Origin of the sequence: Comamonas denitrificans (assembly GCF_017368815.1) — a bacterium.
In the GTDB taxonomy this organism is placed as follows: domain Bacteria; phylum Pseudomonadota; class Gammaproteobacteria; order Burkholderiales; family Burkholderiaceae_C; genus Comamonas; species Comamonas denitrificans.
This window is the reverse complement of sequence record NZ_JAFNME010000006.1, coordinates 31,110-44,044: the sequence shown is the minus strand read 5'-3', so window position 1 is coordinate 44,044 and position 12,935 is coordinate 31,110. Positions and strand designations below refer to the sequence as shown.

Genomic DNA, 12,935 nt, shown 5'->3' with positions numbered 1-12,935 from the left:
CGACGGCATGAGTTTTTTTGCCATCCTGTTTGCCTTGATGCTGGAGCAGGCCCGCCCCCTGCAGCGTGATAACCCCGCTTACCAAGGTTTGAAAGCCTGGGCCGTCTCGGTGCGCCGCAGCTTGGATGCCCAAGTCGATGAAAGTGAGCAAGTTCTTGCCACCTCGCCCTGGCTGGCCGTAGGCACCGCCGTGCTGGTGCCCGTCCTGGCGGCCATGGGGGTGTATTGGCTGCTGTTGGCCACGGTTGGCTGGCCGCTGGCGCTGCTGTGGAACGTGGCAATTCTTTACCTCACCTTGGGGTTCCGGCAATTTAGCCACCATTTCACGGCCATTCGCGATGCCTTGACCGAGGGCGATTTGCCTGCCGCACGCAGCGCCTTTGCCCACTGGCACCCACAGGCCGATCCCGCACCGACTGAGCAAGGCTTGCTGGAGCAGGTGGTGGCCCACTCCGTGGTGCAAGCCCACCGCCATGTATTTGGCGTATTTGTGTGGTTCACCCTCTCCATGCTGTTGGGCTTGGGGCCGGCGGGTGCGGTGCTCTACCGCACAGCGGAATATTTGGGGCGCGACTGGTCGGCCCAGCCCAGTGCGGGGGTGCAACCGGTCAGTGAACGCCTGCAAGCGGCAGTGCAGCGTGCCTGGTGGTGGCTCGATTGGCTGCCCGCCCGCTTAACGGCCATTGGCTTTGCGGTTGTTGGAAGCTTTGAAGACACCCTGGCCGGGTGGCGCACCTATGCGCAAAAAGCCCCCCAGGACAACGATGGCCTGGTGATCGCAGCCACGGCTGGGGCACTGCACATTGATCTGGGGGCGTACGGCATGCCCAACGGCCTGGCACCTCAAATGCAGCATTTGTACAGCTTGGTGGGCTTGGTATGGCGCTTGGTGGCGGTGTGGCTGCTACTGCTGGCGCTATTAACCCTGGGGCGCTTATTGGGTTAATTGATCTGCCTCAACAAAGACATAGGCTTTTTGTTGGATTGGTGTTAAACCGTTGTTAGCACGGTTCTTCTAGACACAAAAAACTTCTAGTATCAGCGGCTGCACAGCACATTCATCCAAACATTGGTTTTGGCCAATGTGCTTTACACAGTGAGGCCCTATGCGCTCTATTGCTGATTTATCGACACAGTCTGCTGCCACTGCGGCAGCTGCTTTCTCGTCTTTGCCATCGCACCGGGCGGGCGCGCAAAGCGCTTCCTCGGTGGGTCGGGGTTACGATTTTCCAGAGTCCATGCTCTTGATGTCCACCACCGACAAGCAAGGGCGCATCACCCACTGCAATGAGGCGTTTGAGCAGGTCAGTGGCTTTAGCAAGCACGACCTGATGGGGCAGCCGCACAGCATCGTACGCCACCCAGACGTACCGTCCGAAATTTTCAAGGATCTGTGGGCCACCATTGGGCATGGTCGCATTTGGCAAGGCACGGTGAAAAATGCGCGCCATGGCGGTGGCCATTATTGGGTGCGGGCCTACGTTACCCCGGTGCTGCAAGCGGGCAAACCGATTGGTTATATGTCGGTGCGTGCCCGGGCCAGCGACCAAGAAATTGCCGAGGCCCAAAAACTCTACGCAGACATCGTGGCCCAGCGCAGCCGTGCCAAACCGCGCTTTATTCTGCACGGCGGCCGCATTCGCGTCTTTGGCTGGCGCAACCAGTGGGGCAAGTTGCAGCGCCTGAGTTTGACCCAGCGCCAAGCCGTTTTGCAGCTGCCGCTGGTGGTCTTGGCGCTGCTGTTTCCCCTGCTGGGATGGACGGCACCTTGGCAGCTGGGCGTATTGACCGCCTTGCTGCTGGGCTGGTCGGCGATGGCGCTGGGCTGGTTGCACCGGCGCATTACCCAGCCATTGGAGGCCATTCATGCCCTGAGCGCTGAAATCGCCAGCGGTGAGCTATCGGGCACCTTGCCCAAAGATTTGCCACCGCATCCACTGGGCTTGCTGCAGGAGCGAATGAAGCAAATCCACATCAACCTGCGGGCCGTGTTTGGCGATGCCAAACACGAAATTGATGGCTTCAATGCCGTGGCCCGGGAGCTGACCGAGGGTGCAGGGCGCTTGTCCGAATGCACGGATCGCCAAGCGCAGGACTTGCAAGAGACGGCCACCGCCATGGAGCAAATGGCCCAAACCATTGCGCAAAGTCGGCAAACAACAGAGCAAATTCAGCGCGAGACCGAGCGCAGTGCCCAGCTCTCCACCGAAAGCGAACAAGCCATGCAGCGCAGCCAGCAGTTGATGCAAGAGCTGCAGCAATCGTCCCAGCAGATGGGGCACATCATCTCCACCATCGAAAGCATTGCTTTTCAAACCAATATCTTGGCCTTGAATGCCGCCGTCGAGGCCGCCCGCGCCGGGGAGCAAGGCCGAGGGTTTGCCGTGGTGGCCGCTGAGGTGCGCAATCTGGCGCAAAACAGCGCCAAGGCGGCGGGGGAAATCCGCCAGCTGATTGCCGGCTCGACCGACCAAATTAGCCGCAGCGCAGCGCAAATGCAGTCGGCCAGCCAATCCATGGGCCAGTCGGTGCAGGCGGTGCAACAGGTGCGCCAGGAAATGCAAGGCATGCTGGTCACCATGACCGAACAAAGCGCGGGCATCGCCCAGGTGAATGTGGCGCTGGCCGATCTGGACCACGTCACCCAGGACAACGCCCGCATGGCGCACGACTATGCCCAGTCGGCCGAGCGCATGGACGGCAGCACGGGGGTGTTGCGGCGCACGCTGGATGTTTTTCGGTTTTAATATTTAGATAGCTGTCACCGCTTGTATATCAACAATTTCATGGCTTTAATAGCCTGAAATCAATAATTCACAGGCGCAGACAGCTCTTCAAACAATGCGGCATACAGCCGATGCCGTTGGGCGTTGATGCTGTGCCCCACCTGTGCCAGCACAGCGCAACCGGGTTCGTGCAAGTGGGTGCAGTTGTAGAACTTGCAGCTGCTGGCGTGCTGGTGAATGTCGGGCATAAAGTGCGCCAGCGCTGTGGGGGCAATGTGGCGCAGGCCAAATTCTTGAAAGCCGGGCGAATCAATCAAGGCGCTGCGCCGCGCGCCATCCAGCCAGTACCAGGTGGTGGTGGTGGTGGTGTGGCGGCCCGAGTTGAGCGCTTGCGAGATTTCCCCCGTCGCCGCCTGTGCTTGGGGAATGAGCAGATTGATCAGCGTGCTCTTGCCCGAACCGGACGGCCCCAGCACCAAGGTGGCTTTGTCGGCCAACAGCTGGGCCAGCAGGGCGGTTTGTGCATCACTGGGCTGGGCCAGATTCAGCCCCAGCGTGCGGTAGTGCAGCTGCCCCTCGCCATCGGTGATGGCGCGGTACGCCGCCAAGCGCTCCCAGGCCTGGGCAAAGGGCACGGTTAAATCACTTTTGTTCAGGGCAATGATGGGGGGAATGCCAGCGGCCTCTGCGGCAATCAAGGCGCGGGCCAGTTGGCTTTCAGAGAACACCGGCTCGGCCGCGATCAGGATCAGCACTTGGTCAATATTGGCCGCAAAAGATTTGGTGCGAATCTCGTCCTGGCGGTAGAGCAGATTGCGCCGCGCCTGTACTTTTTCGATGCTGCCCTCCTCCCCCTGGCCTGGCGGGGCAGGCAGCCACAGCACGCGGTCACCGACCAGGGCTTGATTTTTTTTGCCCCGGGGGTGGCAGATGCGGCGGTTGCCATCGGCGCTCTCCACCACGCAGTGGCGGCCATGGCTGCCCACGACCAAGCCCTCTTGCAAGCCCACACCTTCTGTATTGCTAGCAGCTGGCGCTGATTTGGCGCTATTTTTACGACTCATACACGGCTTTCTTGGCGCTGTAGCTGCGCTAAGCGCTCTACTGCTGGGGGGTGTGAATAGTAAAAGCGGGCATACAGCGGGTCCGGGGTGAGGGTGGCTGCGTTGTCCTCATACAGCTTGAGCAGCGCACTGGCCAGGGCTGCCGGCTGCGCTTGGGCGGCGGCGTAGGCATCGGCCTGAAATTCATCGCGGCGCGAAAAATGCGCCATCAGCGGTGCCAGCCAAAAACTAAACACCGGCACCACCAGCAAAAACAGCAGCAGCGCCACGCCAGGGATGTGGCCCATTTGCGCCCCGCTTAGCATGCTGCTGCTCGACCCCAGGGCCAAGGCCAGTGAGGGGGCCACGCCCAGGCCGGTATAAAACCACGGCTGCTGGCTGACCCAGCCCAGCAGCGCCAGCCCGCCCAGGCTGAGGGCAAACATGCCCAGCATGCGTTTGGTGATGTGGCGGTGTTTGAAGTGGCCCAGCTCGTGCGCCAGCACCGCTTCGACCTCATCGACGTTGAGTTTTTTTAATAGCGTGTCGTAGAACACCACGCGCTTGGCATTGCCCAGGCCGGTGAAATAAGCATTGGCGTGGGCCGAGCGGCGGCTGCCATCCATCACAAACAAGCCCTTGGCGGCAAAGCCGCAGCGCTGCATCAAGGTGGTAACGCGCTCTTTCAGGGCCGCATCTTCCAGGGGCTGAAATTTGTTGAACAGTGGTGCGATAAAGGTCGGGAAAATCCACATCAGCAACAGCTGAAAGCCCGTCCACAGCCCCCAGGCCCACAGCCACCACAGGCTGCCGGCGGCTTGCATCAGCCACAGCACGGCAGCCACCAGGGGCAGGCCAATCACGGCGGCCAACACGCTGCTTTTGCACACATCCGCCAGCCACAGGCCCAGCGTGCTTTGGTTAAAGCCAAAGCGCTGCTCCACCACAAAGGTTTGGTAGAGCGAAAACGGCAACTCCAACACGCCGGAAATCAAGGCAAACGCCGCCACCAGCGCAATTTGCTGCCCCAGCCCAGGCCCCATGGCGGCCAGCAGTGCCTGGTGCAGGGCATCCAGCCCGCCCAACAGCGTCCAACCCAAAAGCAGCATGGCCCCCCAGGCCAGTTGCAGCAGGCCCACTTGCGCTTTGGCCAAGGTGTAGTCGGCCGCTTTTTGGTGCGCGGCCAGGGTGATTTTTTCAGCAAATGCGGCAGGCACGGCACTGCGGTGGCGGGCCACATGGCGCACTTGGCGGGTGAGCAAACCCACTTGGGCCAAAAGTTGCAGCGCCAAGGCGCAGGCAAAGGCCGCTGTGAGGAGAAAACTGGGGGAAAAGAGGCTGGAGGACGACATGTGGCGCGAGTGTAGGCGACAATTTGTCTATGCTTTCCCCCGCTTCCAGTGAAACCCCGGCTGTTGTCAGCCCTCCTGCCGTTCCCCATTTGCCCAAGTCCGACCTTAATTTGGTGTGGATCGATTGCGAGATGACGGGGCTGAACCCCGCCACCGAACGCATCATCGAAATTGCTGTGGTCGTCACCGATGCCAATCTCCAAGTGCGCGTGCCTGGCCCGGTGCTGGTGATTCACCAAAGTGATGAGCTGCTAAACGCCATGGATGCCTGGAACAAAGGCACACACGGGCGCAGTGGCCTGATCGACAAGGTCAAAGCCTCTACCCTGAGCGAAGAGGATGCGCAAGAGCAGTTGCTCACCTTCCTGCGCCAGTACGTCCCCAAGAGCAAAGTGCCGCTGTGCGGCAACAGCATTGGACAAGACAGGCGTTTTTTGGCGCTCTACATGCCCAAGCTGGAGGCCTACCTGCACTACCGCAATGTGGACGTAAGCACCTTGAAAGAACTGGCCCGGCGCTGGAAGCCCGAGGCCGTCAAATCTTTTAAAAAAGCCCAGCGCCATACCGCTTTGGCCGATGTGCTTGAATCCATTGACGAATTGCAGCACTACCGCCAGCATTTTTTATTGCCGTGACAAAAATCAGTAACTCGGCTAGAATCGCTGGCTTGCCTTAAGGGTTACCCCTAGAACTCTTTGGCAGATTTGTTACATCTTCCCATCACACTACCGGGCACGTTCATGCCACGGCGCTTTCAAGCTTTTACAGCCCAGTGCCCGCATTAGAACCATCCAGGCCCACCGCGATGCCGCTGCACCCTGCAGCCCAAAAGCATCAGACGGAATGTTTGACGGTGGATGTTGTTCCCCGTAACCGTCAAAAACGTAGCCATCCTTTTTGATCTCCACTGCGCAAAGGGCAGTGGCATGGCCGCGTTGTTATTGCATCACTATGAATACTGAAACTTTAGACCAGCCCATCGTGGCTGACGTGGCCGTGTCTGCTCCTGCCGTGGTTATTGAATCTGCTGCCCCTGCGGTGGCCGCTGTGGCCGAAGGCCCCAACCCTTTTACCGCTTTGGGCCTGGATGCCGCACTGGTTCGTGCTGTCTCCGATCTGGGCTACACCCAGCCCACCGAAGTGCAAGCCAAAGCCATTCCCCTGGCCATGGGCAGTGGCAAGGCCGACGAAGCCAGCATCGACTTGATGGTGTCCAGCCAAACCGGCTCGGGCAAAACGGCTGCTTTCTTGCTGCCCGTGCTCAATACCCTGATCGCACAAAAAGCCATCGAAGCCGCTGCCGAGCAAGCCGAATTTGAGCGCCAGCGTGCCCAAGCGGCTGCCAGCGGCGAGGCCGCCCCCAAGCGTGCCAAGCGCAAAAACCCCATGCAATCGCGCAATTTCAAGGCGGCCGTGCCCGGTGCCTTGGTGCTGTGCCCCACCCGTGAGCTGGCCCAACAGGTGGCGCAAGATGCCATTGAGCTGGTCAAGCACTGCAAAAATCTGCGTGTGGCCAACGTCGTCGGTGGCATGCCCTACCAACTACAAATTGCCAAGCTGCAAAACGCCGATTTGGTCGTGGCCACGCCGGGCCGTTTGCTGGACTTGCAGCGCAGCCTGCAAATCAAGCTGGACAAGGTGCAGTTCTTGGTGGTCGATGAGGCCGACCGCATGCTCGACCTGGGTTTTGCCGATGATCTGGAAGAGGTCCACCAGATGACCGCCCAGCGCAAGCAAACCATGATGTTCAGCGCCACCTTTGCGCCGCGCATTCAGCAGCTGGCCATGCGCGTGATGCACGACGGCGGTGCCAATGTGCAAAAAATCACCATCGCCACGCCCCAGCAGGGCCACGACAACATCCAGCAAAAACTGTACTGGGCTGACCATGCCCAGCACAAGCGCAAGCTGCTGGACCACTGGCTGCGTGACACCACCATCAACCAGGCCATCGTGTTTGCCTCCACCCAAGTGGAGTGCGACGGCCTGGCGCAAGACTTGGCAGAGGCCGGTTTCTCGGCCGCCGCTTTGCATGGCGCATTGAGCCAAGGGCTGCGCAACCGCCGTCTGCGGGCACTGCGTGAAGGGCAAATTCAGATTCTGGTTGCCACCGACGTGGCGGCACGCGGTATTGATGTGCCCACCATCACCCACGTCTTCAACTACGGTCTGCCCATGAAGGCCGAGGACTACACCCACCGCATTGGCCGCACCGGCCGCGCTGGGCGCGAAGGCATGGCCGTGACCTTTGCCGAATTCCGTGACCGCCGCCGTATTTTTGATATTGAAGGCTTTACCCGCCTGCAATTCAAACCCGAGACCATTGAAGGACTGGAGCCACAGCAACGCTTCCCCAGCGGCTCCGAAGGCCGCCGTGGTGCAGGTGGCAACGACCGCGGTGGCTTCCGCGGTGGCCGCAGCGAAGGCGCGCCACGCCGCGAGGGTGGTTTTGGCGGCGGCAGCAGCTATGGCCGCAAGAGTGGGTTTGGCGGTGCTGCTGGCGGCGGCTTTGGCCGTGACAGCGAGCGTCCCCGCTTTGGTGACCGTCCCCAGCGCGATTTCCGTGATGCAGGTGGTGATCGTGGTGGCTTTGGTGCTGGCCGTGGCTTTGGCAACCGCGAAGCTGGCAATCGTGAAGGCGGCAGCCGTGACTTTGGTGCCAGCCGTGGTTTTGGCAATCGCGAAGGCGGTAGCCGCGACTTTGGCGCTGCACCTGCGCGTGAGTTCGCCCCCCGCCGCGATGGCGAAGGCTTTGGCCGTGGCAAACCCTTTGGCGAGCGCAGCGAAGTGCGCCGCTTTGACGGTGAGCGCCGCGGCGGTGGTAATTTTGGTGGCGGCAAACCCGCTGGCAAGCCTTATGAACCCCGTGGCGGCAAGCGTTTTGCACGTGAGCATTAAGCAGCCCTAGCGGCAGTGCGCCAGCCATAAAAAAACCGCTGCTCAACACAGCGGTTTTTTTGTGGGTGAGGGGGGCGAAAGACCGGCTTACTTTTTCGGTGTCCAGGTCAGGTCTTTGTTTTCGGCCAAGCTGGCGCGCAGCATGTCCGCCAAAGGAGCCACCCGCTGGCGCAAGCTGATAGCCCCCAACTCGGCCGATTCCGCACCCGCTTTGGCACTGGTCGCCGCATCGGGCGACTGCGCGGCCAGCTCCAGCGCTTTGCGCCGCGCTTCATCGGCCTCAACCGCCTTGGCCAGGGTCTCCAAGGCTGCGGGAATTTGCGCCACCGTGATGATCCCGGGCTCGCCAGGTGTTTTGTCCAGCAACTGCAAGATGTGTTTGGCAGTGGCCTCCAGCATCAGCAAATCAGCTGCTGCACGCGATTGGAAGGTGTACATACAGATTCCCTTTCTTTTGTGAGTAGTTTTGATTCATCCCGAAAGCCATTGTGCCGCGCTTATCCTGAAAAAGTCATTCGGCACAGCCCTTAGTGGCTAATTGCTGTCGCCAATCAACTTCAAATACGCCCGCCGTGTGGTCGGTGCGACCGAAGCGAGCACCTGCTCGTACTGGGTTTTATGCCGTGTGACCAGCCGAATCGAGGCAATCGTGCGTGTTTTACCAAACCAATGGCAGGTGTGCTGCATCAGTAGCAGCTCGGCAGTCATGGTGAATGCAAAATCGCGCCGGGCCGCTGCATCCAGCCCTTCCGGGGCGCAGGCAGCGCGAATGGCCTGGGCATGCAGCGCCAGGGCCTGGCGCATGTCAAAGGTGTAGGCGGGCAAGATGCGGTCCAGCAGCGGCAAGCCCAGGGGCAAGGTACTCACCCGAGTGGCTTCGGCGCTTTCTGTGGCAAAACCATCGGCAAAACGCTGGAAATGCTCCACCAATTCTTGCTCTTGCCGCCCCAAGGCATTCCAGGCGTGCTGCTGGCGCTCAGGGTCTTGGAACTCCAGCGCCTTGAGGTAACCATCAATCAAGGTGCCAAGAATTTTTTCTACCCGCGTGGGGGCCAAATGCTTGGCCAGCAATCCCATGCGACGGCGCTGCTCATTGGTTTGCAACCAAAAAATGCCTGCCCCAATGATCAATATCCAACTTAAACCACTCATAGCCACTCCCTGATCTGTCAAGTGTAGTCAGGGAATGCCGCGCTCGGCGCATAAAAAAACGGCCATTCCGGCCGTTGTGTCCAGCATGCGCTGTTTTTAGCGCAGCGAGGTAATCAGGTCGATATAGCCTTGCTTGGCTTCGTCCAGGCTTTGTCCTTTGAGCTTTTCCCAAGCATCCCACTTGGCGCGGCCCACCATATCGGTGAAGCTGGGTTTTTTGGCTTCGTTATCCCCCTCGGTCGCTTGCTTGTACAAGGCGTAAATTTTCAGCAGCGTGGCGTTGTCAGGGCGCTCGCTCAGGCTGGTGGAGTTTTTTACGGCATCTTCAAAGGCAGCGTGCAAATCGGACATGGCGGGTCTCCAAAACAAAATTTGTAAAAACGACAGGAAAGTTGCAGTGTAGTCGAATTAAAAGAACGATCGTTCTTTATTTTGATTCAGGCGCAAAAATGGCCCCGCAGGGCCATTACGTGCATCTGAAATTTTAGATAGTGCCGGAGGGCGGCTCAGGATCAAAGCTGGCCCCGGGGGGTAAAGCCATGGGCAGGTTGCCGGGGGCCCAGGGGGTGCGCAAAGCGCTGCGGGTCGGCTCAAGACCAGCATCTGGGCCGCGCAGCTCACGCCGTTCACCTTCGCGCTCGCCTTCGCGATTGCGCATACCGCCGCGCAGGTAGCGGTTGCGCGGCTGCTCGCCGCGCGGTAAGAAGCGGGCCAACTCGGTCAGCGCCATCTCGTACACACCGCGTTTAAATTCCACGACCACTTCCAGCGGCACCCAGTAATCGTTCCAACGCCAAGCATCAAACTCGGGGTGGTCGGTGGCCCGCAAGTTCAGATTCCAGTCGTAGCCCGTAAGCTGCAGCAAGAACCAAATTTGCTTTTGCCCTCGGTAATGGCCGCGTGCTTCGCGGCGTATAAATCGGTCTGGCACCTCGTAGCGCAACCAGTCGCGGGTGCGGGCCACGATGCGCACATGTTCAGGCTGGAGCCCGACTTCCTCGTGCAGTTCTCGGAACATGGCCTGCTCGGGCGATTCACCCCGATCAATGCCACCTTGCGGAAACTGCCAACTGTGTGTGCGTATGCGTTTGCCCCAGAACACCTGGTTCTTCTGGTTGAGCAAGATGATGCCGACGTTTGGGCGAAATCCGTCCCGGTCAAGCATAATCAAACCCCAATTTTTAACTTGGGTTCATTATGCATGGCCCCTTGCTCTCGGCAAGCGGGCCATGCCCATTTCCTGCACTACCACGCTCTTACTACCGGCCTCATTGCTATGAAAGCTTCGCATTTTTTAATCTCGACCCTGAAGGAAGCGCCTGCCGACGCTGAGATCGTCAGCCACCAACTCATGACCCGTGCGGGGATGATTAAAAAGCTCGGTGCTGGCGTGTACAGCTACATGCCCATGGGCCTGCGCGTGATCCGCAAAGTCGAAGCCATCGTGCGCGAGGAGATGAATCGCGCCGGAGCAATTGAAGTGACCATGCCCGTAGTGCAGCCGGCAGAGGCATGGCAAGAGACGGGGCGCTTTAACAAAATGGGGCCTGAGCTGCTGCGCTTTCAGGATCGCCACGGGCGCGATTTTGTGATTCAACCGACCAGCGAAGAAGTGGTCACCGACATCGCCCGCCAAGAGTTCAAAAGCTACAAGCAGCTGCCCAAGAATCTGTACCAAATTCAAACCAAATTCCGCGACGAGCGCCGCCCCCGGTTTGGCCTGATGCGCGGGCGCGAATTCACCATGAAGGATGCCTACTCCTTCGACAAAGACCGCGACAGCGCCCAAGCCAGCTACCAAACCATGCGCGATGCTTACCAGCGCATTTTTGACCGTTTTGGCCTGCAATACCGTGCCGTGCGGGCCGACAGTGGTGCCATTGGCGGGGACTTGAGCGAAGAGTTTCAGGTGATTGCTGCCACCGGTGAAGATGCCATCGTGTACTGCCCGAACAGCGATTACGCCGCCAACATCGAAAAAGCCGAGAGCTTGGCCCCCGCCGGCCCCCGCCCAGCGGCCAGCGAGGCGCTGGAAAAAATCGCCACTCCCGGCAACAGCACCTGCCAGGCCGTGGCCGATCAGCTGGGCTTGCCGCTGGCCCGCACCATCAAATCTCTGGTGCTGGCGACGGACGAGGTCAATGAAGCAGGCGAAATTGTTAAAACCCAAGTCTGGCTGCTGCTGCTGCGTGGCGACCACGATATGAATGAGGTCAAGGTCAATAAAGTCGATGGCTTGGCCAACTTCCGTTTTGCCAGCCTGGCAGAGATCCAAGACCATTTCGGGTGCGAGCCGGGCTATTTGGGGCCGCTGAACTTGCAAAAACCCGTGAAACTGGTGGTCGATCGGGAAGTGGCTGTGATGGCCGACTGGATTTGCGGTGCCAATGAAAAAGACTTTCACATCCGGGGCGTGAACTTTGGCCGTGACCTGCCCGAGCCCGCGCTGGTGGCCGACCTGCGCAACGTGGTGGCTGGCGACCCCTCGCCCGACGGCCAAGGCCCGCTGGCCATTGAGCGCGGCATTGAAATTGGCCATGTGTTCTACCTGGGCACCAAATATTCCGAGGCCATGAACGCCACCTTCTTGGCAGACAACGGCAAACCCACGCATTTTGAAATGGGTTGCTACGGTATTGGCATTACGCGCCTGCCGGCCGCAGCCATCGAGCAAAACCATGATGAGCGCGGCATCATCTGGCCCGATGCGATTGCGCCGTTCACCGTGGTGCTTTGCCCCATTGGCATGGACCGCAGCGAATTGGTCAAACAAGCTGCCGAAAAACTCTATGCCGACCTGCTGGCGCTGGGCGTGGATGTCATTTTGGATGACCGGGGCGAGCGCCCAGGGGCCATGTTTGCCGATTGGGAGCTGATTGGCGTACCCCACCGCGTGGTGTTGGGCGACCGAGGCCTGAAAGAGGGCCTGGTCGAATACCAACACCGGCGCGATGCCGCCGCCACCCCCGTGCCGCTGGCCGACGTGGTGGCACAACTCAAAACCCGGCTGGGGCTGTAACGCCATGGGCCTGCTCACGCGCCGCCATTGTTTGCTCGGGGCCGGTGCCTGGGCGGCTTTGGCCCAGCTGCCGGCCCAGGCCGGGGCACAGATTGAAGAGCCGCTGATCGACTCGGTGCGCTCGGCACTGCAAGCGGCGGTGAATGAGCTCTCGCCCCCAGAGCCGATTTTTGCCTCGACCGATTCGCGCCTGCAGTATCTGCGCTGGCTGACCGCCACCAGCGACAAGCTGCGCAAGCGCATGCCCGACTGGGAGGTGCGCCGCGATTTTTTACAAACCCTGTGGTATGAGGCCACCCGCGCCGGGCTGGAAGTGTCGCTGGTGCTGGGGCTGATTCAGGTGGAAAGCGGCTTTCGCAAATTCGTCATCTCCCACGCCGGGGCACGGGGTTATATGCAGATCATGCCGTTTTGGACGCGGGTGATTGGCGACGGCGACCCCGGCAAGCTGTTTCACATGCAGACCAATCTGCGCTTTGGCTGCGTCATCCTGCGCCACTACCTGGAGCGCGAAAAAGGCAATATGTACTTGGCCTTGGGCCGCTACAACGGCAGCCGGGGCAAGCCGCAATACCCCAATGCCGTGTTTGCTGCGCAGCGCCAGTGGGTGTTTCAAGCGCAAGAGCAAATATAAATAATATAAAAAAGAGAGCTGTAAGCGCTTATTTATATGGATTTATAAGGCTTTAAGCCATAAAAATTATATAGATAAAGCGCAAACAGCTCTCTTTTAAGGAGCAAAAGC

The 12,935-nt window shown here is 59.8% G+C and carries 12 protein-coding genes; 6 read left to right on the top strand and 6 right to left on the bottom strand.

The features are described 5' to 3' along the window. Positions 1–7 precede the first annotated feature (7 nt). Positions 8–946 (top strand): regulatory signaling modulator protein AmpE, encoded by a 939-nt coding sequence (gene ampE / locus J1777_RS04100; protein ID WP_207574571.1) that lies wholly within the window; start codon positions 8–10, stop codon positions 944–946. 292 nt (positions 947–1,238) lie between these two features. Further along, entirely contained in the window at positions 1,239–2,747 is a 1,509-nt protein-coding gene (locus tag J1777_RS04095; RefSeq protein ID WP_242700375.1) for a methyl-accepting chemotaxis protein, read from the top strand. Between the two features lie 59 nt (positions 2,748–2,806). Here the strand turns inward: J1777_RS04095 and rsgA are convergent, their stop codons facing one another. Together rsgA and J1777_RS04085 are read right to left on the bottom strand one after the other, a co-directional pair. Further along, complete coding sequence (gene rsgA, locus J1777_RS04090) at positions 2,807–3,790, bottom strand: ribosome small subunit-dependent GTPase A (protein ID WP_207574569.1); 984 nt, start codon at positions 3,788–3,790, stop codon at positions 2,807–2,809. Beyond that, on the bottom strand, positions 3,787–5,121 hold the full coding sequence (locus J1777_RS04085) for a M48 family metallopeptidase (protein WP_207574568.1): 1,335 nt from the start codon (positions 5,119–5,121) through the stop codon (positions 3,787–3,789). The genes rsgA and J1777_RS04085 overlap by 4 nt, the downstream gene beginning before the upstream one ends. 29 nt (positions 5,122–5,150) lie before the next feature. Here J1777_RS04085 and orn point away from each other — a divergent pair, with 29 nt between their 5' ends. Then, positions 5,151–5,756, top strand: coding sequence for an oligoribonuclease (gene orn, locus J1777_RS04080; RefSeq protein WP_207574567.1), 606 nt, complete (start codon positions 5,151–5,153; stop codon positions 5,754–5,756). A 316-nt stretch (positions 5,757–6,072) separates the two neighbouring features. Then, a complete protein-coding gene (locus tag J1777_RS04075) occupies positions 6,073–8,019 on the top strand; it encodes a DEAD/DEAH box helicase (protein ID WP_207574566.1) in 1,947 nt (648 codons plus the stop codon). Positions 8,020–8,106: 87 nt separating this feature from the next. Here the strand turns inward: J1777_RS04075 and J1777_RS04070 are convergent, their stop codons facing one another. The 4 genes from J1777_RS04070 to J1777_RS04055 all read right to left on the bottom strand — a co-directional run bounded on the left by J1777_RS04070 (position 8,107) and on the right by J1777_RS04055 (position 10,336). Next, complete coding sequence (locus J1777_RS04070; protein ID WP_207574565.1) at positions 8,107–8,457, bottom strand: DUF1840 domain-containing protein; 351 nt, start codon at positions 8,455–8,457, stop codon at positions 8,107–8,109. Between the two features lie 96 nt (positions 8,458–8,553). Next, on the bottom strand, positions 8,554–9,171 hold the full coding sequence (locus J1777_RS04065; protein WP_207574564.1) for a hypothetical protein: 618 nt from the start codon (positions 9,169–9,171) through the stop codon (positions 8,554–8,556). A gap of 96 nt (positions 9,172–9,267) precedes the next feature. Beyond that, positions 9,268–9,522, bottom strand: coding sequence for an acyl-CoA-binding protein (locus tag J1777_RS04060; RefSeq protein ID WP_207574563.1), 255 nt, complete (start codon positions 9,520–9,522; stop codon positions 9,268–9,270). A 133-nt stretch (positions 9,523–9,655) separates the two neighbouring features. Continuing rightward, positions 9,656–10,336: an RNA pyrophosphohydrolase gene (locus J1777_RS04055; RefSeq protein ID WP_207574562.1), complete on the bottom strand. Its 681-nt coding sequence runs from the start codon at positions 10,334–10,336 to the stop codon at positions 9,656–9,658. 111 nt (positions 10,337–10,447) lie between these two features. Here J1777_RS04055 and J1777_RS04050 point away from each other — a divergent pair, with 111 nt between their 5' ends. Together J1777_RS04050 and J1777_RS04045 are read left to right on the top strand one after the other, a co-directional pair. Further along, the gene (locus J1777_RS04050; RefSeq protein ID WP_207574561.1) at positions 10,448–12,190 is read left to right on the top strand and encodes a proline--tRNA ligase; all 1,743 of its coding nucleotides are present in this window, start codon (positions 10,448–10,450) and stop codon (positions 12,188–12,190) included. Between the two features lie 4 nt (positions 12,191–12,194). Next, positions 12,195–12,824 carry a lytic transglycosylase domain-containing protein gene (locus J1777_RS04045; RefSeq protein ID WP_207574560.1) on the top strand — a complete coding sequence of 210 codons (630 nt, stop codon included), beginning with the start codon at positions 12,195–12,197 and terminating at the stop codon, positions 12,822–12,824. Positions 12,825–12,935: the final 111 nt, after the last annotated feature.

Bases quoted from the DNA above. Each gene is read 5' to 3' on its own strand.
- ampE (WP_207574571.1), top strand. From the start codon at position 8: ATGAGTTTTTTTGCCATCCTGTTTGCCTTGATGCTGGAGCAGGCCCGC.
- J1777_RS04095 (WP_242700375.1), top strand. From the start codon at position 1,239: ATGCTCTTGATGTCCACCACCGACAAGCAAGGGCGCATCACCCACTGC.
- rsgA (WP_207574569.1), bottom strand. From the start codon at position 3,790: ATGAGTCGTAAAAATAGCGCCAAATCAGCGCCAGCTGCTAGCAATACA.
- J1777_RS04085 (WP_207574568.1), bottom strand. From the start codon at position 5,121: ATGTCGTCCTCCAGCCTCTTTTCCCCCAGTTTTCTCCTCACAGCGGCC.
- orn (WP_207574567.1), top strand. From the start codon at position 5,151: ATGCTTTCCCCCGCTTCCAGTGAAACCCCGGCTGTTGTCAGCCCTCCT.
- J1777_RS04075 (WP_207574566.1), top strand. From the start codon at position 6,073: ATGAATACTGAAACTTTAGACCAGCCCATCGTGGCTGACGTGGCCGTG.
- J1777_RS04070 (WP_207574565.1), bottom strand. From the start codon at position 8,457: ATGTACACCTTCCAATCGCGTGCAGCAGCTGATTTGCTGATGCTGGAG.
- J1777_RS04065 (WP_207574564.1), bottom strand. From the start codon at position 9,171: ATGAGTGGTTTAAGTTGGATATTGATCATTGGGGCAGGCATTTTTTGG.
- J1777_RS04060 (WP_207574563.1), bottom strand. From the start codon at position 9,522: ATGTCCGATTTGCACGCTGCCTTTGAAGATGCCGTAAAAAACTCCACC.
- J1777_RS04055 (WP_207574562.1), bottom strand. From the start codon at position 10,336: ATGCTTGACCGGGACGGATTTCGCCCAAACGTCGGCATCATCTTGCTC.
- J1777_RS04050 (WP_207574561.1), top strand. From the start codon at position 10,448: ATGAAAGCTTCGCATTTTTTAATCTCGACCCTGAAGGAAGCGCCTGCC.
- J1777_RS04045 (WP_207574560.1), top strand. From the start codon at position 12,195: ATGGGCCTGCTCACGCGCCGCCATTGTTTGCTCGGGGCCGGTGCCTGG.